A 23,868-nucleotide genomic window follows, 5' to 3' on the forward strand; every position below is an offset into this window, starting at 1 on the left:
ATGCGGGGTCAGCGGAGATTAATCGCCGTAGACGTCAAGGTTGTACTTGGCGAAGTACTTGTCGTTGATGGTCTTGTAGGTTCCGTTGGCACGGATGGTCTTGATGGCTTCGTTGAGTTGACCCTTCAACTGGTCTTCACCCTTGCGCAATGCAAAACCGGCGCCGTAACCAAAGTACTTGAACAGGCTGGGGTCCTTGAGTTGCGGGCCCACAAAGCCGTAGTTCGCGCCTTCGGGTTTGCTCAGAAAACCGGCGGTGACTTCCATGTAGTCGGCCACGGTGCCATCCAGACGGCCTGACTTGATGTCGAGGTACACCTGGTCTTGCGCTTCATAGGCATTCACGACGGCGCCCAAGGGCTTGAGTTCACCCATGGCGTACTTCTCTTGGGTGCTGCCTTTGAGCACGCCGATCTTCTTGCCTTTGAGCGAGTTCAGGTCGGTGAACTTGATCGACTTCTTCAGTACGATCTGGCTGGGGGTGTTGTAGTACTTGTCGGAGAAGTCGACTTCCTTCATGCGCTCGTCAGTGATGGACATGGAGCTGATGATGACGTCGTACTTCTTGGCGTTGAGGCCGGGGATCATGCCGTCCCAGACTTGTTCCACAAACTCGCATTTGCGCTTGATTTGTTCGCACACCGCGTTGGCAATGTCCACGTCAAATCCAGTGGGCTTGCCGTCGGGCGTCTTGAAGGTGAAGGGTTCGTAGGTGGGGTCGATGGCGACTTTCAGTGCAGCCGGCTCAGGCGCTACAGCTACGGGTGCAGGGGCGGGCGCCTCTTCTTTTTTTCCACAGGCCACAACCAATGTGGTCATGGCGACTGCCAACAGCAGTTTCTTCATACAGGTTCCTTAAAGGCCCCACAGCGGTGCATGCGGGGGGTTGATGAAATCAAAAAAATCATTCTACGGGCCATTGCACGCAATTTCGGTGCCTGAACCAAGTTCGATGTTGGGGTTTCTACGGTGGGGTGCTGCACGCATACGGTGGCGATTTCTGCCTGTGGGTATTGGGTTGCGCGGTCCTGCAGGCAAGGGCAGCCACCTAAAATGCGGTGCAAACTCCCGGCCCCCCTATGAACGCCCCTGTCGACGTGTCTTTCTTTGCGCGCGACGCAAAGCCCCTGTCTAGCTACCGCAAGTACTGGGCCGCGCGTTTTGGTACCGCGCCATTTTTGCCCATGAGCCGCGCCGAGATGGACGCCTTGGGCTGGGACAGTTGCGACATCGTGCTGGTCACCGGTGACGCTTATGTGGACCACCCCAGCTTTGGCATGGCCGTGATCGGCCGCATGCTCGAAGCCCAGGGCTTTCGGGTGGGCATCATCGCCCAGCCCGAGTGGCACAGCGCCGAGCCCTTCAAGGTGCTGGGCAAGCCCAACCTGTTTTGGGGCGTGACCTCGGGCAACATGGATTCAATGATCAACCGCTACACGGCGGATCGAAAAATTCGCACTGACGACGCTTACACCCCCGGCGATGTGGGCGGCAAGCGGCCCGACCGCGCAGCCATTGTGTATAGCCAGCGCTGCCGAGAGGCCTTCAAAGACGTGCCGATCGTGTTGGGTGGCATCGAAGGTAGCCTGCGTCGCATCGCCCACTACGACTATTGGAGCGACAAGGTGCGCCGCTCGGTGGTGGTCGATGCCAAGTGCGATCTGCTGCTCTACGGCAACGCCGAGCGTGCGATTGTCGAAATCGCCCACCGGCTTGCGGCCAAGGAGCCGGTGGAGGCCATCACCGATGTGCGTGGCACTGCCTTCGTACGCAGGCCAGACGATGCCAGCGTGCGTTGGGAGGCCGATGGCAGCGTGCATGGTTGGTTCGAGATCGACTCCACCAGCGTGGACACCCCCGGCCGGGTTGAGGCCCACGTCAACCCCTACATGACCACCAGCCAACAGGCGGCCGAGCAAGGTGCCACCTGCGCCCGCGAGGACGAGGCCCAGGCCGTGGCACAGGCAGCCATGGCCGGCGCCGCAAGTTCCACTTCCCAAGCTGCACCGGCCGCACCCACATCTGGCAGCACCACCCCATTGGCTGCGCCATCCACCTCAGCGGTGCAGCCGCTCACCTTCGTGCCTAACCCGGCGCTTGCAGCCAAGGGAAAAATCAAGGTGCCGCCGCGCGCACGCTCGGTCATTCGCCTGCCCAGCTACGAACAGGTCAAAAGCGATCCGGTGCTGTACGCGCATGCCAACCGGGTGCTGCACTTGGAAACCAATCCCGGCAACGCCCGCGCGCTGGTGCAGGCCCATGGCGAAGGCGCAACCGCCCGCGATGTGTGGATCACGCCGCCGCCCATTCCTTTGACCACCGCTGAGATGGATTTGGTATTTGGCCTGCCTTATGCACGCAGCCCGCACCCCCGCTATGCCGACGAGAACGGCAGCCACGACGGCGCTACCAAAATCCCCGCGTGGGAAATGATCCGTTTTAGCGTCAATATCATGCGCGGCTGCTTTGGCGGCTGCACGTTTTGTTCGATCACCGAGCACGAAGGCCGCATCATCCAAAGCCGCTCGGAAGACTCGGTCATCCAGGAAATCGAGGACATCCGCGACAAGGTCAAGGGTTTCACGGGAACCATCTCGGACCTGGGTGGGCCCACCGCCAATATGTACCGCCTGGGTTGTCGCAGCCCCGAGATCGAGGCGGCTTGCCGCAAGCCGAGCTGCGTCTACCCCGGCATTTGCCCCAACCTGACCACCGACCACGGCCCGCTGATCCGCATGTACCGCCGGGGCCGTGCGCTCAAGGGCATCAAAAAAATTCTGATTGGCTCAGGTCTGCGCTACGACCTGGCGGTCAAAAGCCCCGAGTACGTCAAAGAGCTGGTGCAGCACCATGTGGGCGGTTACCTCAAGATCGCCCCCGAGCACACCGAGGCCGGGCCTTTGTCCAAGATGATGAAGCCCGGTATTGGCTCTTACGACAAGTTCAAGCAGCTTTTTGACAAGTTCTCCGCCGAAGTGGGCAAAAAGCAGTACCTCATCCCCTACTTCATCGCAGCCCACCCAGGCACCACCGACGAAGACATGATGAACTTGGCGGTGTGGCTGAAGAAAAATGGTTTTCGCGCTGACCAGGTGCAAACCTTCTACCCCAGCCCCATGGCCACCGCCACGGCCATGTACCACTCCAACAAAAACCCGTTACGCAAAATCACCCGCGAGAGCGAGACGGTGGACATCGTGCGCGGCGAGAAGCGCCGCCGCCTGCACAAGGCGTTTTTGCGCTACCACGATGCCAACAACTGGCCGCTCTTGCGCGAGGCGTTGAAGGCCATGGGTCGGGCCGACCTGATCGGCAATGGCAAGCACCACTTGGTGCCTACTTTCCAGCCGCTAGACGGCGCCGGTTACCAGTCGGCCCGCAAAAAAAATAGCACGCCGCCGAGCCGCTCTGCCGCGCCCGCCCCAGGGCGATTGCTCACACAACACACTGGTTTGCCACCGCGCGCTGGCACGTCGGCAGTGGGATCGGCGACACGTCGCAAGTCGGTGCAGCGTTAGATTTTGGTGCCCTGATCTGCACTTCGCGAAGCTCGATGGCACGAGCCCCTCAGTGCGGTGCGGATTGTTGATCCAAGCGGCGGTGTATTCGCCCGAGCTCACCCGCGTGGAGCGTCGCGGCGCATCCACATGAAAGCCATGCCCGCCAAGCTGGCCAGGGTCAGCGCCGCCAAGGCATAGACCAGGCCGGTGGGCCACGGCGCAGACTGCGTCTGTGACTGCTGCAACTGTGCTTGCAGTGCCAGCAAACTCGCCTCGTTTTTGGCGGCTTGCTCCAAGAGGGCGCGTACGTCTTGTTGCAGGCGTGCAATCCGGTCGGCATCGCGCGCGGCCGGCTTTGCAGGGCCGAACTCCAGAGACAGAACGCGCTCGCTCAATATGTCCAGTGGGTCCAGCTGCAAACGCGGCTTGCCCGCGTCGGTGGGCTTGGCGGCTTTTGCACTTGCAGCAGGGGCTGCGTCTTTCTTTCGCGGCACTGGCGCAGCCAGGGCCGGGCTTGGTGCAGTTGGCACAGCGGTGGCCTGCGCTGCGGCCACATCGGTGGCCGACAGGGGCTTGGCGGGTGGGGCTTCGGCGGCTGGGGTTGAGGCCTTTGCATCGTCGGGCGGTACCGCGCGTTCAGCCAGCGGTAAATTGGTCTGGTTGACCGCATTGGGTGCGACGGGCGCGGCTACAAGTGGCGCCACCGGCGCTGGCGCGCTGGTTGGAAAATCTGCCAGCAGCACGTACTTGCGGGTGGTTTTTTGGCCGCATCCCACGCTGAGGTACACGCTCACCACGGGCTCATCCACCGGGCTGGCGGAGTTGATGCGCAGGGTGCGGCTGTCGGCCTGTGTGCCAGGCTCCAGCGTGACGCGCACCCGGGCCGGGTCTTGCCGACTGTCCGCGTGGTACACCTCGGCTTGAGCACACGCGTCGGTCTCCAACGGGTCCAGCTGCACCGCCACCAGCAATTCCAGCGGCTGTCCGATCCACGCGGCCCCGCGCTCCTTACCCAAACTAAGGGACTGCGCCGTCAGGGCGGCACTGGCCAGCGCACACCCGACTGCCCACGTTTTCAATCCCATAGCCGCGTCCCAATTCATGTTCCGGTCATTTTGGCACGCCGGATGTGGCTAGGGTGCTGCGTTGGACTGCTGCTGCGCCTCGGATTCAAAGAGGATCAAGGCATTTTTAGCGACCTGCATGGTGTCGGCATAGGCATAGGCGCCCACGCCGATGGCGCCTATCAGTGGAACCAGGCGCGCGCCGCCTTGCTTCAACAACCTGGTGGTGAAGTGCACGCCCAGCGCCTGTGCCAGCGCGGACACGGCCTTGGACGATGCCGCCTGGAACACGACGCGTTCGCCCACACGCACCGCGATATCACGCAGCAGTTGCGCTGACACCTGTTTGAACAAGCAGTACAACAGTTGTTCACGGCCCAAGCTGCAGGTTTTGCCGTACACCGCGGCGATGTCCGACACCATCTGGGCCTGCAGGCGCCACACCGCCAGCATCTCCGGCAACACCGTGAGCCAGCCTAGCGGTCCAGGTGGCAGCGCCAGCGAACCCGCTACCACGCTTGCGCGCCGAGCCGTTTGCTGCGCGATCGCGCGTGCCCGCCGGGCCGGTTCGTCGGCGACCTGCTCGCGGCTGCGGGGAATCTGCAGCACTACATCCAAAATGGCGGCGCTCAGTGCGCCATGGGCTGCTGGTGGCAGCGCTGTGAGTTCATTCGACATAGTGGGGATCTCCAATCAAGAACACTGCGTTGTTGCGTTCCAAGGGCGCGGACAACCGCTTGGCCAAAAGCCGGTAGGTGTCCAGGTCAAAGGCAATGGGGTGGCGCTCGCTGGCCAGCGCATGCAATTCCGCCTCGTTGTGCACCGTGGCCAAATGGCACCATTGGTCAAACACATGGATTTCGCTGCGCCCACTCGCTGCGTGGTATTCCCGAATGCCGACCCGGCCGCCGTGCGGCCAGGCTTGCATGCGCTGCGCAGCCAAGGCCATTTGCAGCCGCGCTGCGTGCAGGGCGGGGGCTACCCGGCCGGCGCACACGCCTTTGCACTGGCCGATTTGGTGGGCAAAGCACGGGCCTTTGCCGGACTCCAAACCCAAGATTTGGGGACAAAGGCCTTGGACCTGGGCAATGCTGCGCAGGCTATCGTGGGCATGGCGCTTGGAGCGGTAGACGCCGTACAGCTTGGACAACATGCCGTTGGCGATGTCGTCCAGCCGCACCAAACGCAGTAGAGGACGAGCTTGTGGGTCGTCTGCGAGTTGCCACGCCACCAGGCCGCTTTGGCGGCGCAATTGGCGGTTGTAGACCGGCTGCAGCTCCTTGACCAGTCGCGACTCCAGCAGCAAGGCCCCCAGCTCGCCCGCCGTCTCGCGCCACTCGACCCGGCGGATCTCGGTGAGGATGCGCATCTCCCGCGCCACCCGGCTGGCCGCCTGGAAGTGCGCCATGACCCGGCTGCGCAGCTTGATGCTTTTGCCGATATACAGCGGCAAGGGGCCTTCGCCAAAAAACAGGTATACGCCGGGCGACTCGGGGATGTCAGACAGCGGAGTTTCCAGCAGGGGCGGCAGGCTGGCGCTGCCTTGCAGCAAGGATTGCGCCGCTTGTGCCACCGCGTCGGCGCCTAGCTCAGCACGGGCCGCGTCCAGCCACTGCAGCACCACATCGACGTCGCCCATGGCGCGGTGGCGGGCCTGGGTGTGCAGGCCGTGGCGGCGCAAAATTGCGTCCAGCCCATGGCCCTTGTGTTGGGGATACAGAGTTCGCGAAAGCCGCACGGTGCACAGGGTTTTGACCTTGAGCGCGATGTCCATTCGCGCAAACGCCTGGAGCAAAAAACCGTGGTCAAAGCGGGCGTTGTGGGCCACCAGCACCGCGCCATCGAGCAGGTCCAAGAGTCTGCGCGCCACTTCCGAAAAGTCGGGCGCCGACTGCACCATGCCATCGGTGATGCCGGTCAGCGACTGAATAAAAGGGGGAATGCCGGTGTGCGGGTTGACCAGCGAGGACCAGCGCGCTTGCTCAACACCGTTTTCAATGCGTACCGCAGCAATTTCGGTGATGCGGTCCTGCACTGCGTTGCCGCCGGTGGTTTCCAAGTCCAAGACGACAAAGCATGGCAGCATGGCGCCTAGCCGATATCGATGTGGTGCACGCCGAAGTGGCCTCTCTCGCGGTCCGCGAAAAACCGCTCCAGGGTTTCCTTGGTGGTTCGAAAGGCGATGTCGTCCCAAGGAATTTGCGCCTGCGTAAATAGGCTCGCTTCCATGGTCTCCACACCAGGGTCGAACACATCGCTGGTCAGGCGGGCGCGGTAAAACAGGTGTACTTGGCCCACGCGCGCGACATTGAGCAAGGAAAACAAGCCCAACAGCTCAAATTGCGCACCGGCCTCTTCCACGGTCTCGCGGGCAGCGCCCTCTGCAGTGGTTTCGTCCAGCTCCATAAAGCCCGCAGGCAAGGTCCATTTGCCCCGGCGTGGTTCGATATTGCGTTTGCAAAGCAGCACCTTGTCTTCCCAAAAAGGGATGGTGCCCACCACGTTGAGCGGGTTTTCGTAATGGATGGTGTGGCAGGCTGGGCACACCGCGCGCAGCTTGGTGTCGCCGTCGTCGGGGATGCGGTGGACAACGGCGGCGCCGCATTCCTTGCAGTGCTTGATGGGGGAGCGCTTCATGGGGCTTAGGTGGGCGGCTGGGGTGGCGGTGCAGGCAAAGGTGGCGATGGTCTGGTGCAGCCGTTGCGCTCAGACCACCCGAACCCGCAGAGGCGCAAGCCCGGTGATCGTTGCGTCCAAAATGTCGCCGGGCAGCACTGCGCCGACGCCCTCGGGGGTGCCGGTGAAGATCAGGTCGCCGGGCTGCAGCGTCCACGCCTGGGAGAGTTTTTCGATGGTCTCCGCAATGCTCCAGATCATTTTTTCGATCGTGCTGCGCTGGCGTTGCGCGCCGTTGACCTGCAAGGCAATCTGCGCGGACCCGATGTCGGCTACCTCGGCCGCCGGCGTGATCCAGCCCAGCGGCGCCGAATGGTCGAAGCCTTTGCCAATGCTCCAGGGGCGGCCCTGTTTCTTCATGTCGTTTTGCAGGTCCCGCCGGGTCATGTCCAGGCCAACGGCATAGCCAAAAATGTGGCGGTGTGCGTCGGCGGCAGCAATGTTGCTGCCGCCTTGGCCCAAGGCGACCACCAGCTCCACCTCGTGGTGCAGGTTGCTGGTGAGCGTGGGGTAGGGCATGTCGGCGGTTGCGCCGGGCGCGGGCACCAGCACCGCATCGGCCGGCTTCTGGAAAAAGAAGGGCGCTTCGCGGCCGCTGCCGCCCATCTCCAATGCGTGGTCCAGGTAGTTTCTGCCCACACAGTACACGCGGTGCACCGGGAACGCATCAGCGCGCCCGGTGATGCCGACCGATGCGACGGCAGGTGGCGCAAACACATAGGTCATGGCGGGCTTTCAGTGGCGGGGGCGGGCGGGTCGCGGTGGTCTGGGACGCAAGCACACCGATCAAGGCGATGGGAGCAGCCCGTGAAAGTGCTCAACCACCGGGGGCGTCGCGAAAAACGGCCCCACGATGGCACGCCACTGGGTGAAGGCCTCCGATTGCCGAAAGCCGACGGTGTGGTCCTCCAAAGTGGCCCACACAATCTGCAACACATAGCGCTCGCTGCTCTCAATGCCTTTGTGTACGGTGAAGCCCTGGAAGCCTTTGGCCTTGGAGATGACGTCGCGCACACCGCGCGCAATCGCTTCCTCGAAGGCGGCGTTCTGGCCGGGGTGGATGCGGATGTCGGCAAGCTCAAGAATCATGGAGGCTCCGTACTCGGTGGTGGGGTGTGCAAACGCGGTCTGGCGTTGGACACTGTTGCGTTTGATTATGCTAGGGCCGTGAAACTCTACAACGAATGGGCCCACCAAACTGGCAACCTACCGACCGGCGTGTCGCAGGACGTGGAGTACCTGGTGCCCCAGTGGCCGGCACCTGCCACCGTGCGCGCGCTGTGCACCACCCGCGTGGGCGGCACATCGCAAGGCCCGTACCAGCAGATGAACCTGGGCACCCATGTGGGTGATGCGCCAGAGCGGGTGCAGGACAACCGTGACCGGTTGGCTGCATGGCTGGCTACCCACAGCCCATCGCCCACAGCCCCGCATGGGGCGTCGCATGGGTTCCCGCAAGGTGCGTCGGATGGGGCCCAGCAGGTGCCTGGGCGCACGTCGTCTGCGGTACCTCCACGCGCTGTGTTCATGGACCAGGTGCATGGCACCGAGGTACTCACGCTTGGTGCGGACACGCAAGATGGCTTGCGAGCCGATGCGGCATGGACCGAAAGTGCCAACCTGGCCTGCACCGTGTTGGTGGCGGATTGTTTGCCTATCTTGCTGTGCAATGCCGATGGCAGTCGTGTGGCCGCAGTGCATGCCGGGTGGCGCGGACTGGCTGGCAAAGATGGCCTGGGTGTGGTGGAAGCGGTATGGCCCATGCTGAACGAAGGGCCAGGTGGTGCGGCGCACAGCGGGGTGATGGCGTGGCTGGGGCCGTGCATTGGGCCCTCGGCATTTGAAGTGGGCGACGAGGTGCGTGCCGACTTTGTGCTCCACGGCGCCGAGGCGGCGGCGTGCTTTACGCCGCTGGGTGCAGGGAAGTGGCTGGCCAACTTGCCCGCTCTGGCGCGCCAGCGGCTGCGCGCCTTGGGCGTGACGGCTGTCTATGGCAATGACGGCAGCCCAGCATGGTGCACAGTGGCTAACCCCTCACGGTTCTTTTCGTACCGGCGCGACGGTGTCACCGGCCGCATGGCCGCTTGCATCTGGCGCTGCGCCTGAATCTGGCGCATCGCTTACGGCCTGTTGTGCCTCGCTGCGACCCGCCAGCTCTTTTTGCCGCAGCGCCCGTTTGCGACCCGGTGTGCCCATGATGTACATCAATAACGCCAGTGGCAGCACCCCGTACAGTACAAAGGTGATCAGGGCCCCCAAGACCGTGCCGTTGGAGCTGGTCGCCTCGGCGACGCTCATCATGAGCACCACGTAAATCCAGCCGATTGCAACAAGGTACATAAGGGTTACAGATAAGGGCTTGTAAGGAAAATGCGGTGCCAAGCCTGAGATACTTAACGCACTGCTGGAACAAAACAAAGGTATCGCCGTGACCCACGATTCTCCCGACTTCTGGACCCAATCGGCCCAACAGTTCCAAAATTCCATAGCGGACGGCTGGGCCAAGGCGCTCCAATCGATGCAAGGCATAGGGACGGCACCCGGAGCAGGGGGCGCGGCCGCACCAGAGATTCACTTCGACCCCCAGGCGCTGGAGCGCGTCCAGCAGCAGTACATGCTCGAAGCGATGGGCGTGTTCACCGACGGCTACAAAGCACCCAAAACCAGCGCGGACCGGCGCTTTGCCGACCCGTCCTGGAGCGACAACCCGATCGCCGCCTATTCCACCGCCATCTACTTGCTCAACGCTCGCGCTCTGACTGGACTGTCCGATGCAGTTCTGGCAGACGCCAAGACCAAAAGCCGCATCCGTTTTGCTGTGGAGCAATGGATAGCGGCAGCTGCGCCCAGCAACTTCATGGTGTTCAACGCCGAGGCGCAGAAGAAGGCCATCGAAACCAAAGGCGAGAGCATTGCCAAAGGCCTGCGCAATCTGGTGCACGACCTGCAGCAAGGCCATGTGTCCATGACCGATGAGAGCCTGTTTGAGGTGGGCAAGAACGTGGCCACCACCGAGGGTGCGGTGGTGTTCGAGAACGAGTTGTTCCAGCTCATTGAGTACAAGCCGCTGACCGAGACGGTGTTTGAGCGCCCCTTCCTGATGGTGCCGCCTTGCATCAACAAGTTCTATATCTTCGATCTGCAGCCTGAGAACTCATTCATCCGCTACATCGTGTCCCAGGGCCACCGCACTTTTGTGCTGAGCTGGCGCAACCCGGATGCATCTCTTTCGCACGCGCGCTGGGACGACTATGTGCAGGACGCGGTGATTCGGGCGATCGAAGTTACCCGAGAAATCACCGGTGCCCCAACCATCAATGCGCTGGGGTTCTGCGTCGGCGGCACACTCTTGACCTCCGCCTTGGCCGTGTTGGGCGCACGCAAACAGTCGCCCGTGGCCAGCCTGACCTTGCTGACCACCTTGCTGGACTTCTCGGACACCGGCATCTTGGACGTGTTCATTGACGAGGCCATGGTCAAGTACCGCGAGTCGGAAATGGGCAAGGGCGGCCTTATGAAGGGCGGCGACCTGGCCAGTACCTTCAGCTTTTTGCGCCCCAACGACCTGGTGTGGAATTACGTGGTGGGCAACTACCTCAAAGGTGAAACCCCGCCGCCGTTTGACCTGCTGTACTGGAACTCCGACAGCACCAACCTGCCGGGCCCCTTCTACACTTGGTACTTGCGCAACACCTACCTGGAAAACAACCTGGTGCGCCCTGGCAAGGCCACGGTCTGTGGTGAAAAATTCGACCTCGCCAACGTCAACCTGCCCACCTACATCTACGGCTCGCGCGAGGACCACATTGTTCCTATCGGCGGCGCGTATGCATCCACCCAGGTGCTGCCTGGCAAGAAGCGCTTTGTGATGGGCGCATCTGGCCATATTGCGGGCGTCATCAACCCACCGGCCAGCAAAAAGCGCAGCCACTGGATTCGCGCCGACGGCAAGTTGCCAGCGTCCCACGCCGACTGGCTCAGCACCGCGGTTGAGCACCCCGGCAGCTGGTGGACCGACTGGTCCACTTGGTTGAAGCGTCACGCGGGCAAACCGGTGGCCGCACCCAAGCGCTACGGCAAGGGCAAGCACAAGCCCACCATGCCCGCGCCCGGCAGCTACGTGATGGCCAAGGCCTAAAGATTGACAGTTAACACTAAAGGAGACACAAGCATGCAAGACATCGTGATCGTCGCAGCGGCCCGCACCGCAGTAGGCAAATTTGGGGGCACACTGGCCAAGGTGCCCGCGCCCGATTTAGGAGCCGCCGTGATTCGCAACCTGCTGGAGCGCACCAAGCTGGGCGCTGACCAGGTGGGTGAGGTCATTTTGGGTCAGGTGCTCGCAGCAGGCTCGGGCCAGAACCCGGCCCGCCAGAGCCTTTTGAAGAGCGGTATCGCCAAGGAAACGCCTGCCCTGACCATCAACGCGGTCTGCGGCTCGGGCCTGAAGGCGGTGATGCTGGCCGCCCAATCGATCGCTTACGGCGACAGCGATATCGTGATTGCCGGCGGCCAGGAAAACATGAGCGCCTCGCCCCACGTGCTGATGGGCTCGCGCGACGGCCAGCGCATGGGCGAGTGGAAAATGGTGGACTCCATGATCGTGGACGGATTGTGGGACGTCTACAACCAATACCACATGGGCATCACCGCCGAGAACGTTGCCAAAGCCCACGGCATCACCCGCGACATGCAAGACGCACTGGCGCTGGCCAGCCAGCAAAAGGCGGCTGCGGCGCAAGACGCTGGCAAGTTTGTCGACGAGATCGTGCCCTTTAGCATCCCGCAAAAAAAGGGCGACCCCCTGGTTTTTGCTGCCGACGAATTCATCAACCGCAAGACCAACGCCGAGGTGCTGGCCGGTTTGCGCCCCGCATTCGACAAGGCCGGTGGTGTGACCGCTGGCAACGCATCAGGCATCAACGATGGCGCCGCCGCGGTGATGGTGATGACCGCCAAGAAGGCCGCCGAGTTGGGGCTTACGCCTCTGGGCCGAATCGCCAGTTTTGCCACCAGCGGCCTGGACCCGGCCATGATGGGCATGGGCCCGGTTCCCGCGTCCCAGAAGGCACTCGCGCGCGCCGGCTGGAAGGCGCAAGACCTCGATCTGCTGGAAATCAACGAAGCCTTTGCCGCCCAGGCCTGCGCGGTGAACAACGCCATGGGGTGGGACACGTCCAAGGTCAATGTCAACGGTGGCGCCATAGCCATCGGCCACCCGATTGGCGCTTCCGGTTGCCGCATTCTGGTGACCTTGCTGCACGAGATGCAGCGCCGCAACGCCAAGAAAGGCATCGCCAGCCTGTGCATCGGCGGTGGCATGGGCGTGGCCCTGACCATCGAGCGTTGAACCATTTTTCGCGTCAGTAAAACCAAAGAGGAGAAAGAGCAATGAGTCAAAAAGTAGCGTATGTCACGGGTGGTATGGGTGGTATCGGTACCGCAATCTGCCAGCGATTGCACCAGGAGGGGTTCAAAGTCATCGCCGGTTGCGGCCCCACCCGCGACCACGCCAAGTGGCTGGCCGAGCAGTCTGCACTCGGCTACACCTTTTACGCATCGGTAGGCAACGTGGGTGACTGGGATTCCACGGTCAGCGCGTTCACCAAGACCAAGGCCGAGCACGGCACCATCGATGTACTGGTCAACAACGCCGGCATCACCCGGGACCGTATGTTCCTCAAGATGAGCCGCGAAGACTGGGACATGGTGATCGAGACCAACCTCAATTCCATGTTCAACGTCACCAAGCAGGTGGTCGCCGACATGGTCGAGAAGGGCTGGGGCCGCATCGTGAACATCTCCTCGGTCAACGGCGAGAAGGGCCAGGCCGGTCAAACCAATTACTCCGCCGCCAAAGCGGGCATGCACGGTTTCACTATGGCCTTGGCGCAAGAGCTGGCCACCAAAGGTGTCACGGTCAACACCGTGAGCCCAGGCTACATCGGCACCGACATGGTCAACGCCATCCGCGAGGACGTGCTGGCCAAGATTGTTGCCACTGTGCCCGTCAAGCGCCTGGGCAAGCCCAGCGAGATCGCGTCCATCATTGCGTGGTTGGTGTCCGAAGAGGGCGGCTACTCCACCGGTGCGGACTTCTCGGTCAATGGCGGTCTGCACATGGGTTGAAGGCCAGCCGGCCCTAGACCCTCAAGTGTTGTAAAAACCCCTGCGTGCTCGGCTGCACGCAGGGGTTTTTTTGTGCTTTTGCGCCATCGGCTTATGTTTGGTGTTCTCCCTCAGCCATCCACAGGTTGGCAGGGACATAATGAACACTATCTTAAAAGTGCCCGGCAGACGGTGCCAGGGCCAACAGCGTTCACGGGTGTATGAAAGAAAACGGTATCGAATGGATCGCGGTTGACGATTTACGGGTCGGCGTGTTCGTCGAACTTGAGTCGGGCTGGCTGGACCATCCGTTTCCCAGCGGCAAATTCAAGATTACATCGACCCGGCAGATTGACACCCTGCGCGAACTGGGCCTGAGCCGCATCCGTGTCAACCGCAGCAAAAGCGACGCTCCGTCGGGCGACGCAGCCGGCGCGCCGCAATCCGCCACTTCAGCCAACCCAGCCTCAGCGCGCCCGAAGGACACGCCTCACACACCGACACGCGCTGAGCTGTTGGCGCTGCAGCGCCGTGGCTTGCAGGCCTGTGAGCGGCGCTTTAATGACTCGGTCAAGCTCTACCGCAAGACCCTGGAGCAGGTGCACAACCATCCCAAAGACGCCGCCCAAGATTGTCTGAACCTGGTCAACGCCATCGTCGACGAGTTGTTGCAAGACGGTGAGAGCGCGATCCGCCTTCTCTCGGAGACTGCGGGTGACAAAACCTCCATGCACTCCGTTAACTCCGCCATCGTCTCCCTGTTGCTAGGGCAAGTGCTGGGCATGTCACGTGCGGAGCTGGTCGACCTGGGCTTGGCCGCTTTCCTGCACGACATCGGAAAGATTGAGCTGCCAGACCGTGTGCGTTGGTTCGACGAGAAGTTCACATCAGCCGAAACCCATCTGTACCAAGAGCACGTGGCCCTGGGCGTACAGCTGGCCCGAAAGATGGCGCTGTCGCCCGCAGTGCTTGCAACCATCGCGCAGCACCATGAAATGGTCGATGGCACAGGTTTTCCGCTGCGCTCCAAGGGTGAGGCCATCAGTCGCAGCGGACACATCCTGGCGCTGGTGAACCGCTACGACAACCTGTGCAACTCCAATCGCCCGGGTGCCTCTATGACGCCCCACCAGGCACTGTCCCTGCTGTTTACCCAGTACAACAACCGCTTTGACCCTGCCACTTTGGGCGCCTTCATTCGCATGATGGGGGTGTATCCGCCGGGCTCGGTGGTACAACTGGCCGACGAGCGCTACGCGCTGGTGGTATCAGTCAATACCGCCAGACCCCTCAAGCCGCGGGTGCTGGTGTACCAACCCGATGTGCCTAGGCATGAGGCCTTGGTATTGGACTTGGAGCGCTCGCCCAGCCTGGGCATTCGCCGCAGTCTTAAGCCTGCCACCCTGCCCAGTGACGCCCATAGCTACCTCGCGCCGACCCAGCGGGTGAACTACTTCTTTGAGCGCTCGGCCGACGCGTCCATGCAGGGGGCGCTCGCATGAGCCTGCGCGGATGGCGGCCTATGCTCGATGGCATGCTCGATGCCGTGTGGGCGGTGGACCCGGCGACCCTGAACATCGTCGAGGTCAATGCGCAAGCGGCAGCTTTGATGGGTTTGCCACGCGAGGCCTGCTTGGGGCGCGCCGTGATTGATTTCACTGGCACGCCGGAAGACGTTTTTTTCTGGGAGGATGTTGCCGCCGGGCTGGCTTTTGACATCCACTCCAATACCTTGATGCGCAACGCCGGTGGCGTTTCTTTTGCGGTGGAGCGCAAGGTCAGCCGCATCCAAACCGGCGCAGGCGAGCCGCTTTTTTTGGTGGGGCTGCGCGATTTGCGCCCCGAACAGCAAATGGCTAGCCAGCTCGAGGCCCGCATCGCCGAGCTGCGCGCCACCCTGGAGTCCACAGCGGACGGTATTTTGGTGACAGACTTGTCCGGACGGGTCAGCAACTACAACCAGCACTTCGTCGATTTGTGGCGCATTCCCAGTGGCTTGCTAGAGGCGCACTCAGACACCGAGATGTTCGAGTACATGGCCAGCAGCAGCAAGAACAGCCCCGCCTACCGAGCACGCATGGCGCAAATCATGCAAGACCCCTTGCTCGATTGCCGCGATGTGCTTGAGCTCAACTCCGGCCGCCTGGTGGAGCGCACCACCCGCCCCCAGATCAGCCGTGGCCGCGCCACCGGCCGTGTTTTTGCGTTTCGCGACCTGACCGAGCAGATGGAGAGCCAGCGGCGCATCGAGAGCATGGCCTATACCGACGTGCTCACCGGCTTGCCCAATCGCATCTTGCTCAAGCAGCGGGCCGAGTACGCGCTGCGCATCGCCCAGCGCAACAGTGAGAGCGCAGCCGTGCTCCTGGTCGACTTGGACCGTTTCAAAAACATCAACGATTCCCTGGGCCACCGCAGTGGCGACCGGGTGCTGATCGAAGTGGCCCAGCGCATCCGCGCCGAGCTCAGCGACATTGACACTTTGAGTCGCATCGGTGGCGACGAGTTTGTGGTGCTGCTCGAAGGCGCGGACGCCTTGTCGGCAGAAATTGCCGCCCGTCGCATCATTGGTGCGATGGCCGCGCCGTTTGTGCTCGATGACGTGTCCTTCACTCTGGGCTGCAGCGTGGGCGTTGCGATGTTCCCAGACGATGAGGTTGGCATCGATGCACTCATCAAATGTGCCGACTCGGCGATGTACCGGGCCAAAGAAAACGGTCGTGGCGGATTTTGCTTTTACCAGTCCCAAATGGACGTGGACTTGCTCTCGCGCATGAAGATGGACCACGCCATGCGCCAGGGCATGGAGCAAGGACAGTTCCGGCTCGTCTACCAACCGCAGGTATCGCTGGCCGATGGCCGCCTACTTGGCGCCGAGGCCCTGGCACGTTGGCACGACAAGGATTTGGGCGAAGTTCCACCTTCCGTGTTCATCAACCTGGCGGAGGAAACTGGCTTCATCATTTCGGTTGGCAACTGGGTTTTGCACGAGGCCGTTCGGCAGGCTGCTGTATGGCGCTTGGCCGGCAGGCCGGTGATCGTCTCGGTCAACGTCTCGCCGCTGCAGTTTCAGCAGGTTGATTTTGTAGAGCGCGTGGAGCGCACCTTGCGCGACGCTGATTTGCCAGCCGGGCTGCTCGAACTGGAACTCACCGAGTCGATTCTGGTGCGCGATGCCAACGAGGCGTTGGTGCGTCTGCATGCGCTGGCCGACCTGGGCGTCAGCCTGGCCATTGACGACTTTGGCACCGGCTATTCCAGCTTGGCCTACCTGAAGAAGTTCCCCATCTCCAAGCTCAAAATGGACCGCACGTTCGTCATGGGCTTGCCCAACGACGAGGGTGACCGCGCCATTGTCAGCGCCACCATTGGTATGGCCCGCGGGCTCAAGCTTTCGGTGGTGGCAGAGGGCGTGGAAACGCAAGCCCAGCGCAGCTACCTCGAAGGCCTGCAGTGCAACGCATTGCAAGGATTCTTGTGTGCGCCAGGGCTGGATGCAGCCGCTTTTGAGCAATTCATCCGCACCCTGCCGCAGTAGTTGGATTACGCGCGCAGACCTTTGGCCAGCATGTACGCCGCCAGGCAGTACAGCACCCCGGCAAAAACACGCTTGAGTTGTGCCACCGGCATGGCATGGGCCACCCTGGCACCCAGTGGCGCAGTTAACACACTGCAGCAGGCAATCACCAGCAAGGCGGGCAGCCAGATGTAGCCCAGCGAGCCCGGCGGCAGGTTGGCCACCCCCTGGCCGCTGATGGCGTAACCCGCAGCGTTGGACAAGGCCACCGGAAAGCCCAACGCCGCGCTGGTGGCTACCGCATAAATCAAACCCACGTTGTGCGCCACCAAATAGGGCACGCTGATGAACGCGCCACCGGCGCCCACCAGGCCCGAGACCAAACCAATCACCGAGCCGACGCTGGCCAAGCCCCAGGTGCCGGGCAAGGCTCTGCTGGGCTTGGGTTGGCGGTTGAGCAGCATTTGGGTGGCGGCAAAACCGATGAAGCCGGCAAACAAGAGCGCCAGAGTAGCCCCTTTGATGGCGGCAAATACGCCCCAGCTACCCACCAAGCCGCCCAGCACAATGCCTGGCGCGATTGCGCGCACCAGCGGCCACTGCACCGCACCACGCCGGTGGTGTGCCAACAGGCTGGACACCGAGGTGAACACGATGGTGCACATGGAAGTCGCAATCGCCATCTTGACCGCCAGGTCGGTGCCCACACCGCGGGCCGACAAAATAAGGGTGAGAAACGGCCCCAGCAACATGCCACCGCCAATGCCCAGCAGCCCGGCCATGAAGCCAGTGGCCAGGCCCAACACCATCAGTTCAAGAATGAGTTGCGGTTCGAGCATCGGGCGGTGTTGTGGAGGGGCGAAATGCAGGTGGGTTCGCGCGCTGGCGGAGAGGGTGTCTGCGGCTGCCACCGGACCGGCATCCTGAACCGGGGTTCAGGTGGGCGAGGTCAGCGAAAGCCTTGGGTTCATCTAACGCGAGATGATCACGCTGGCAGAGCAATGTTCCAAGCCCTGGCTCAAAGAGCATTGGTTCAAGGAAATATAAAGCCCGACAACGGCCGCAGACCGGGCCATTGTAGGCCGGGGGACCTACAGCAGTTGACCGTCCTTGCCGAGTGCGTCGTCCAGCCGTTTGAGCAGCGAGGTGAGCACCGCTTGGTCGTGGACGCCCGCTGCCGCAGAGGTGTCGTCTGCGGCCCTTGGCGTGTTGGGTTCGCCGCGGTCGGAAAGCTCAAACGCCAGGTTCAAAGCAGCGAGTACCGCGATGCGATCGCGGGCGCGGATTTTTCCGGCATCGCGGATCTTGCACATGGCCGCATCGACCCGTTGCACCGCATCACGCAGACGCGACTCACCGCCTTCGGGGCAGCCAAGCAGGTAGCTCTGGCCCATGATTTGCACTTCAAGCTGGTTCATGGTGTGTTCTTCGCGGAGTGGTCGGAGTCTGGCAGGCGTTCCAGCAGCGCGTCCACCCGGGCACGGGCCAATCCCAAGCGGGACTTGAGCGAGTCGCGTTCGCGCTCCAAGGTTTGTACTTGCTGGGTCAACAGCTCATGGGTGCGCTGCAGCTCGGCGTGGCGCAACAAAAGCCGGTCCACGCGCTCGGCAATGTGGTCGATTGGGGAAGGGTTCGACCGTGGGGTCGCATTGTTCGCCATAGTGGTCGCATTGTAGGGTTGGAGCACCTGCTGGCGCGCTAACATCCTTGTGTTGGTTGGCGCAGTGTGGCGTGCACACCGCGGCGAATCCTGCGAAGTCACCCGAGAGCCACCGATGCCACACCTTTTCTTTGCACACAGCCCGCGCCGCACGGTGTCGACACGCTGTGTCTGGGTGGTGGAGGGCGCGCTGTGACGGCACCCAAGCGGTGGCACGCGAGGGGCCTGGGCTTGGGGCTGCTCGTGTTGTCGGTGGCGTTGGCGGTGTTGGGTGCGGCGGTGGGCAGCACTGGGCTTGCGTCGATGGCGTCGGCGTGGGGCGACACCATCAGCGCCCAGATCGTGTGGGACATCCGGCTGCCGCGCTCGCTGGGTGCCTGGGCTGCGGGTGCTTTGCTGGGCTTGGGCGGCGCGATTGCGCAAGGCCTGTTTCGCAACCCCTTGGCCGACCCCTACCTGCTGGGCAGCGCCTCGGGTGCCTCGCTGGGTGTAGCGACGGCGATGGCGCTTTTTGGCGTGACGCCCATGGCCAGTGCGTGGGCAGGGCGTCTGGGCCTTACAAGTGCTGCCTTTGTAGGCGCGGTGGGCGCGGTGGTGCTCACCCTGTTGCTGGCGCGTGGCGTGCAGCACACCATTCGTTTGTTGCTGGCCGGGGTGGTGGTGGGCGTGGTGCTGGGTGCGGTGGGCTCGCTGGTGTTGCTGCTGTCGCCGCAGACCCTGCTGGCCATGCAAACTTTCATGTTGGGCAGCACCAGCTTTGTGGGCTGGGGTGCTTGTGTGTTGATGGTGGTCGTGTGGCTCTTGTGTACCGCCTTAGCCTGGTGGATGGCACCTGTGTTGGACGGTCTGGCTTTGGGCGAATTCACCGCGCGCAGCCTGGGGTTGCCGCTGGAGCGCACACGGGCCTTGCTGGTGGTGGTTCTGGGCCTGGCCACGGCCACGGCGGTGGCGCAGACCGGGCTCATTGCTTTTGTGGGTTTGGCCGCGCCCCACGTGGTGCGGGCGCTGGTGCGCTGCAGCCAGGGCACGCTGCTGCTTTTGTCCAGCGCCATGGGTGGTGTTTTGCTGATGGCAGCCGATTTGCTTGCCCGTGGTTTGGTATCGCCCCTGGAACTTCCGGTGGGGCTGCTCACCGCCGTCTTGGGTGGCGGTTACTTGCTGTGGTTGATGCGCCGTGGCAGCCCCACGCGCTTTGGGGGCGCGCCATGATGCAGAGCGCGCAGCCACCGGCTTTGCGGGCCGAGTCGGTGTCGGTGAGCCTGGGTGGCACGCCAGTTCTGCGCGGCGTGGATCTGTCGATTGCGGCGGGCCGATGGACCAGCATCGTGGGGCCCAATGGCGCGGGCAAGTCGACCTTGCTCAAGGCAATGGCTGGGCTGCTGCCCTGCAGTGGCATGGTCCATTTACTGGGCCACAACATCGCGCATTTGCCCGCGCGCCAGCGCGCCTGCCAACTCGCGTGGCTGGGGCAAAGCGAGTCGGTTGCGGACGACTTAACCGTGCTGGATGTCGCCTTGCTGGGCCGCCTGCCGCACCAAGCCTGGTTGGGCGGCCCCAACGCGCAGGACTTGGCGGCGGTTGAGCGCGCGCTGCGCGCCACGCAGGCCTGGGACTGGCGCTTTCGGCCCTTGGCGCAGCTCTCTGGCGGCGAGCGCCAACGGGTGCTGCTGGCGCGTGCGCTGGCGGTTGAGGCCCAGGTGCTGCTGATGGACGAGCCGCTGGCCAACTTGGACCCGCCGCACCAGGCCGATTGGCTGTGTGTGGCGCAATCGCTGGCCGACGCCGGCACGACGGTGGTCAGCGTGCTGCACGAAATTACCATGGCACTGCATGCCGACGCCATGGTCGTCTTGGCGGGCGGCACCGTGGTGCACCACGGCGACTGCGCCGACGCTGCCACCCACCGCGCGCTCGAGGCGGTGTTTGACCACCGCATTGCCATCCGCACCATCGATGGCCAACGGCTGGCGTTGCCAGTGGCTGTGCCCCACATTCGCCCCCAAGCCTGAACCACACGCCCCACCATGACCTTGCCCGCACTGAGCGACATCTACAACGCCACGCGCACCCAGAGCCTGCAGCACGCGCTGGACCACAAAACCAAGCCCTTGGGGTCCTTGGGCCGCATCGAGGCGCTGGCCTTGCAGATCGGCCAAATACTGGACAGCAACGCGCCCGAACTGCACGCGCCGCAGATGGTGGTGTTTGCCGCCGACCACGGGCTGGCTGCGCGCGGCGTGTCGGCTTACCCCAGCGATGTGACCTGGCAAATGGTGGAGAACTTTTTGGCCGGTGGTGCCGCAGTCAGTGTCTTGTCGCGCCAGCACGGCATCGCGCTCACGGTGGTGGACTGTGGGGTGCGCCACAACTTTTTGGCGGGCCTGCCGCCGGGCGCACAGCGCGCGGGCTTGCAGGTGCGAAAGGTGGGGGGTGCAGAGCAGGGCGCTGCCGACTCGACGCTCGCGCCAGCGATGGATGCCGCCCAATGCGCTGCTGCGATGGCGCAAGGGCAAGCGCTGGTGGCTGCGCTACCGGGCAACGCCTTGCTCCTGGGCGAGATGGGCATTGGCAACACCTCGGCGGCGGCTCTGTTGCTGTCGCGCTTGAGCGGACTCGACATCTCCCTGTGCACCGGCGCAGGCACGGGCCTGGATGCGCATGCGGTCCAGCACAAGATTGCGGTGCTGCGCACGGTGCTTACGCGCCACTTGGATGCCCAAACGCCCCTGCAGGCTCTGGCCGCCATGGGTGGTTTTGAGATTGCCACCATGGTGGGTGCGGTGCTGCAAGCAGCCCACGAGCGGCGGGTGGTGGTGGTCGATGGCTTTATTGCCAGCGCGGCGGTGCTGGTGTCACATGCCTTGCAGCCGCTGGTGTTGCAGCGCTGCGTCTTCGCGCACCGCTCTGGCGAGCGCGGCCATGAGGCCATGCTGCAGTACCTGGGTGTGCAGCCGCTGCTCGACCTGGGTTTGCGCCTGGGCGAAGGCTCGGGCGCGGCATTGGCCTGGCCTCTGTTGCAATCTGCCTGCGCCTTGCTGCGCGAGATGGCCAGCTTCAGCTCTGCCGGGGTGGCGACCAAGCGTGCGGACGCCCAGCCCCAATCCACAGACCCGCACGCTGCGCCGCAGCCCGCAACCTAAGCCCTATCGCGCCATGCTGCAGTTCGTTCGACACTACCTGATCGCGGTGCAGTTTTTCACCCGCATTCCGATCACCGGTGCGTTGGCGCAGTGGGTGGGTTTCAGCCCGGCCATGCTGCGCGCCAGTGCGGCGCATTTTCCCGGCGTGGGTTGCTTGGTGGGGGCGCTGGTGGCGGCGCTGAGCGTGGTGCTCTGGTGGGCTTTGCCGCAGAACTTTTATGCGCCGCTGGTGGTCGCTGCCTTGGGCACGGCGGCGGGCATCTTGCTGACCGGCGCGTTCCACGAAGATGGCTTGGCCGATGTGGCCGATGGCCTGGGTGGCTCCTACGACCGCAACCGTGCACTGGAGATCATGAAGGACTCGCGCGTAGGGGCCTTCGGTGCGATTGCGGTGGCCCTGGCTTTGCTCACCAAAGTGGCGCTGGTGGCCCAGTTGGTGGCCTTGGGCGCGTCGGCTTTGTTGACCGGCTTGTTGCTGGGGCATGTGGTGTCGCGCACCTGGCCGCTGTTGTTGATTGCGCTGTTGCCGCATGTGGGCGATGTGGCGGGCTCCAAATCCAAACCGCTGGCCGACCAAATCAGCGCGGGCGCGCTGGCCGCAGCGCTGCTGTGGTGCGCAGTGGCCGTGGCGGTGTGGGCCAGCTTGCATGCGCTGCTGCCGCCACCGTCTACCGCGCCACCGTGGGCTGCCCTGGGCGCGGCGCTGGCGTGCAGCGCGCTGGCGTTTGTGTGGATGTGGCGCTGGTTTCGCAAGCGGCTGCAAGGCTTTACCGGCGACTGTTTGGGCGCCACCCAGCAGGTGTGCGAATTGGCGTTCTACCTGGGTTTGGCGTTGGGCTGGGGCGCCGGAATATGAAGCTCTGGCTGGCACGCCACGCCGAGCCGCTGGTTGCGCCGGGCACTTGCTATGGCGCGCTTGATGTCGCTGCCGACGCACAGGCCACCCACGCCGCCGCGCAAGCCCTGGCGCAGGCTGTGCCCCATGGCGCGTGGGTAGTGGCTTCGCCCTTGCTGCGCTGCCAGCAACTGGCCCATGCGCTGCACCGCCTGCGCCCCGATTTGCGGCTGCACAGCGACCCCCGGCTGGCTGAGATGCACTTTGGCGTGTGGGAGGGTGCGCTGTGGTCCGACATCCCAAAGGCTGCGGTGGACGCGTGGACCGAGGACTTTGGCGCGCACCGCTTTGGCGGACAAGAGTCTGCCAACGCAATGCTGGCGCGGGTGGCACAGGCCTGGGACGAGGCGCTGCGCAGGGCACCTGTGCATCCGCAGCAACTGTGGATCACCCATGCGGGCGTCATCCGCGCGGCGCAGCTCATCGCCACGGGGGTTCGGCAGGTTGTGCATGCCGACGCATGGCCGCACGATGCGCCCGGCTACGGCCAGTGGACGGTGCTGGAGCCCAACGGGCGCGGTGCACCACCCCAACCCCCGGTCAGTTAAGGCGCCGGCGTCTTGTCTCGGTAGCCGCATTGCGGCGCCACCGCGCACTGCCAGCACAGCGGGGTACGTGCTTTGCACACGTAGCGGCCGTGCAAGATCAACCAGTGGTGGGCGTCGGCAAGAAAGGGCGCGGGGATGCGCCGCAGCAGCTTGTCCTCTACTGCCTGCGGCGTGCGCCCCGGTGCCAGGCTGGTGCGGTTGCCCAGACGGAACACATGCGTGTCCACCGCCATGGTGGGCTCGCCAAAAGCCACGTTGAGCACCACATTGGCCGTCTTGCGCCCCACGCCGGGCAGGGCCTCCAAGGCCTCGCGGGTGCGGGGCACCTCGCCGCCGTGCTGCTCCACCAAAATCTGGCAGGTCTGTAGCAGGTGCTTGGCTTTGCCGCGAAACAGGCCAATGCTGCTGATGTGCGCCTCCAGCCCCGGCAGGCCCAGCGCCAACATTTTTTGCGGCGTGTTGGCCACCGCAAAGAGGCGCCGGGTGGCTTTGTTGACGCCCACGTCGGTAGCCTGCGCTGACAACAAAACGGCTGCCAACAACTCAAACACCGAGGCGTACTTCAGCTCGGTTTGCGGATGCGGGTTGGCCGCGTGCAGGGTAGAAAAAAATTGCTGGATGTCTGTGGGTTTCATGTTGGCTCGCTTTCAGTGCAGTCGATGCTGCCTGATTGTGGACAGGCGGGGCCCGCAACGTGGACGCGGGGGCGCCTGCTGTTGTGGTGCGGCAGGTCGCTCCACAGGGCCAGGGCAGAAGGCGG

Annotated in this window: 24 protein-coding genes; 12 read left to right on the top strand and 12 right to left on the bottom strand. The window is 63.5% G+C overall.

What is annotated here, in order from left to right; genetic code table 11:
• Positions 1–18 precede the first annotated feature (18 nt).
• Complete coding sequence (locus ACILRC_RS05335) at positions 19–846, bottom strand: ABC transporter substrate-binding protein (RefSeq protein ID WP_395668322.1); 828 nt, start codon at positions 844–846, stop codon at positions 19–21.
• A 233-nt stretch (positions 847–1,079) separates the two neighbouring features.
• Here ACILRC_RS05335 and ACILRC_RS05340 point away from each other — a divergent pair, with 233 nt between their 5' ends.
• Positions 1,080–3,518 carry a YgiQ family radical SAM protein gene (locus tag ACILRC_RS05340; protein ID WP_395668323.1) on the top strand — a complete coding sequence of 813 codons (2,439 nt, stop codon included), beginning with the start codon at positions 1,080–1,082 and terminating at the stop codon, positions 3,516–3,518.
• 98 nt (positions 3,519–3,616) lie between these two features.
• On the opposite strand, the gene ACILRC_RS05345 is transcribed toward ACILRC_RS05340, so the two are convergent.
• The 6 genes from ACILRC_RS05345 to ACILRC_RS05370 all read right to left on the bottom strand — a co-directional run bounded on the left by ACILRC_RS05345 (position 3,617) and on the right by ACILRC_RS05370 (position 8,329).
• A complete protein-coding gene (locus ACILRC_RS05345) occupies positions 3,617–4,585 on the bottom strand; it encodes a hypothetical protein (protein ID WP_395668324.1) in 969 nt (322 codons plus the stop codon).
• A 48-nt stretch (positions 4,586–4,633) separates the two neighbouring features.
• Entirely contained in the window at positions 4,634–5,242 is a 609-nt protein-coding gene (locus ACILRC_RS05350; protein ID WP_395668325.1) for a hypothetical protein, read from the bottom strand.
• A complete protein-coding gene (locus tag ACILRC_RS05355) occupies positions 5,232–6,650 on the bottom strand; it encodes an exonuclease domain-containing protein (protein ID WP_395668326.1) in 1,419 nt (472 codons plus the stop codon). The genes ACILRC_RS05350 and ACILRC_RS05355 overlap by 11 nt, the downstream gene beginning before the upstream one ends.
• A 5-nt stretch (positions 6,651–6,655) precedes the next feature.
• A complete protein-coding gene (locus tag ACILRC_RS05360; RefSeq protein WP_395668327.1) occupies positions 6,656–7,201 on the bottom strand; it encodes an NUDIX hydrolase in 546 nt (181 codons plus the stop codon).
• Positions 7,202–7,270: 69 nt separating this feature from the next.
• Positions 7,271–7,966, bottom strand: coding sequence for a fumarylacetoacetate hydrolase family protein (locus ACILRC_RS05365; RefSeq protein ID WP_395668328.1), 696 nt, complete (start codon positions 7,964–7,966; stop codon positions 7,271–7,273).
• Between the two features lie 60 nt (positions 7,967–8,026).
• Complete coding sequence (locus ACILRC_RS05370; RefSeq protein WP_395668329.1) at positions 8,027–8,329, bottom strand: antibiotic biosynthesis monooxygenase family protein; 303 nt, start codon at positions 8,327–8,329, stop codon at positions 8,027–8,029.
• A gap of 78 nt (positions 8,330–8,407) precedes the next feature.
• Between ACILRC_RS05370 and pgeF the strand changes: the two genes are divergently transcribed.
• Positions 8,408–9,346, top strand: coding sequence for a peptidoglycan editing factor PgeF (pgeF, locus tag ACILRC_RS05375; RefSeq protein ID WP_395668330.1), 939 nt, complete (start codon positions 8,408–8,410; stop codon positions 9,344–9,346).
• Here pgeF and ACILRC_RS05380 read toward each other — a convergent pair.
• Entirely contained in the window at positions 9,275–9,580 is a 306-nt protein-coding gene (locus tag ACILRC_RS05380) for a hypothetical protein (RefSeq protein WP_395668331.1), read from the bottom strand. The two genes, pgeF and ACILRC_RS05380, sit on opposite strands and share 72 nt — an antisense overlap.
• An 88-nt stretch (positions 9,581–9,668) precedes the next feature.
• Here ACILRC_RS05380 and ACILRC_RS05385 point away from each other — a divergent pair, with 88 nt between their 5' ends.
• The 5 genes from ACILRC_RS05385 to ACILRC_RS05405 all read left to right on the top strand — a co-directional run bounded on the left by ACILRC_RS05385 (position 9,669) and on the right by ACILRC_RS05405 (position 16,886).
• Complete coding sequence (locus ACILRC_RS05385; RefSeq protein ID WP_395668332.1) at positions 9,669–11,378, top strand: PHA/PHB synthase family protein; 1,710 nt, start codon at positions 9,669–9,671, stop codon at positions 11,376–11,378.
• 33 nt (positions 11,379–11,411) lie between these two features.
• Positions 11,412–12,590 (top strand): acetyl-CoA C-acetyltransferase, encoded by a 1,179-nt coding sequence (locus ACILRC_RS05390; RefSeq protein ID WP_395668333.1) that lies wholly within the window; start codon positions 11,412–11,414, stop codon positions 12,588–12,590.
• 41 nt (positions 12,591–12,631) lie between these two features.
• A complete protein-coding gene (gene phbB, locus ACILRC_RS05395) occupies positions 12,632–13,369 on the top strand; it encodes an acetoacetyl-CoA reductase (protein ID WP_395668334.1) in 738 nt (245 codons plus the stop codon).
• Between the two features lie 200 nt (positions 13,370–13,569).
• A complete protein-coding gene (locus tag ACILRC_RS05400; RefSeq protein WP_395668335.1) occupies positions 13,570–14,850 on the top strand; it encodes an HD-GYP domain-containing protein in 1,281 nt (426 codons plus the stop codon).
• Positions 14,847–16,886 (top strand): putative bifunctional diguanylate cyclase/phosphodiesterase, encoded by a 2,040-nt coding sequence (locus ACILRC_RS05405; RefSeq protein WP_395668336.1) that lies wholly within the window; start codon positions 14,847–14,849, stop codon positions 16,884–16,886. The genes ACILRC_RS05400 and ACILRC_RS05405 overlap by 4 nt, the downstream gene beginning before the upstream one ends.
• Positions 16,887–16,891: 5 nt before the next feature.
• On the opposite strand, the gene ACILRC_RS05410 is transcribed toward ACILRC_RS05405, so the two are convergent.
• From ACILRC_RS05410 to ACILRC_RS05420, 3 genes are all read right to left on the bottom strand, one after another.
• Positions 16,892–17,704, bottom strand: a complete 813-nt coding sequence (locus ACILRC_RS05410) for a sulfite exporter TauE/SafE family protein (protein ID WP_395668337.1) — start codon at positions 17,702–17,704, stop codon at positions 16,892–16,894.
• Positions 17,705–17,956: 252 nt separating this feature from the next.
• Positions 17,957–18,283 carry a cell division protein ZapA gene (locus ACILRC_RS05415; RefSeq protein ID WP_395668338.1) on the bottom strand — a complete coding sequence of 109 codons (327 nt, stop codon included), beginning with the start codon at positions 18,281–18,283 and terminating at the stop codon, positions 17,957–17,959.
• Positions 18,280–18,525 carry a DUF904 domain-containing protein gene (locus tag ACILRC_RS05420; protein ID WP_395668339.1) on the bottom strand — a complete coding sequence of 82 codons (246 nt, stop codon included), beginning with the start codon at positions 18,523–18,525 and terminating at the stop codon, positions 18,280–18,282. The genes ACILRC_RS05415 and ACILRC_RS05420 overlap by 4 nt, the downstream gene beginning before the upstream one ends.
• Positions 18,526–18,717: 192 nt before the next feature.
• Between ACILRC_RS05420 and ACILRC_RS05425 the strand changes: the two genes are divergently transcribed.
• From ACILRC_RS05425 to ACILRC_RS05445, 5 genes are read left to right on the top strand one after another with little or no spacing between them, the layout of a single operon-like run.
• Complete coding sequence (locus tag ACILRC_RS05425) at positions 18,718–19,734, top strand: FecCD family ABC transporter permease (RefSeq protein ID WP_395668340.1); 1,017 nt, start codon at positions 18,718–18,720, stop codon at positions 19,732–19,734.
• Complete coding sequence (locus tag ACILRC_RS05430; RefSeq protein ID WP_395668341.1) at positions 19,731–20,534, top strand: ABC transporter ATP-binding protein; 804 nt, start codon at positions 19,731–19,733, stop codon at positions 20,532–20,534. Before ACILRC_RS05425 ends, ACILRC_RS05430 begins: the two co-directional genes overlap by 4 nt.
• 15 nt (positions 20,535–20,549) lie before the next feature.
• Positions 20,550–21,665 carry a nicotinate-nucleotide--dimethylbenzimidazole phosphoribosyltransferase gene (cobT, locus tag ACILRC_RS05435; RefSeq protein ID WP_395668342.1) on the top strand — a complete coding sequence of 372 codons (1,116 nt, stop codon included), beginning with the start codon at positions 20,550–20,552 and terminating at the stop codon, positions 21,663–21,665.
• A gap of 13 nt (positions 21,666–21,678) precedes the next feature.
• Entirely contained in the window at positions 21,679–22,521 is an 843-nt protein-coding gene (locus ACILRC_RS05440) for an adenosylcobinamide-GDP ribazoletransferase (RefSeq protein ID WP_395668343.1), read from the top strand.
• Positions 22,518–23,108: a histidine phosphatase family protein gene (locus ACILRC_RS05445; protein WP_395668344.1), complete on the top strand. Its 591-nt coding sequence runs from the start codon at positions 22,518–22,520 to the stop codon at positions 23,106–23,108. The genes ACILRC_RS05440 and ACILRC_RS05445 overlap by 4 nt, the downstream gene beginning before the upstream one ends.
• Here the strand turns inward: ACILRC_RS05445 and nth are convergent.
• Entirely contained in the window at positions 23,105–23,743 is a 639-nt protein-coding gene (gene nth, locus ACILRC_RS05450; protein WP_395668345.1) for an endonuclease III, read from the bottom strand. The genes ACILRC_RS05445 and nth overlap by 4 nt on opposite strands.
• Positions 23,744–23,868: the final 125 nt, after the last annotated feature.

This window comes from Rhodoferax sp., assembly GCF_044236835.1.
In the GTDB taxonomy this organism is placed as follows: Bacteria; Pseudomonadota; Gammaproteobacteria; order Burkholderiales; family Burkholderiaceae_C; genus Allorhodoferax.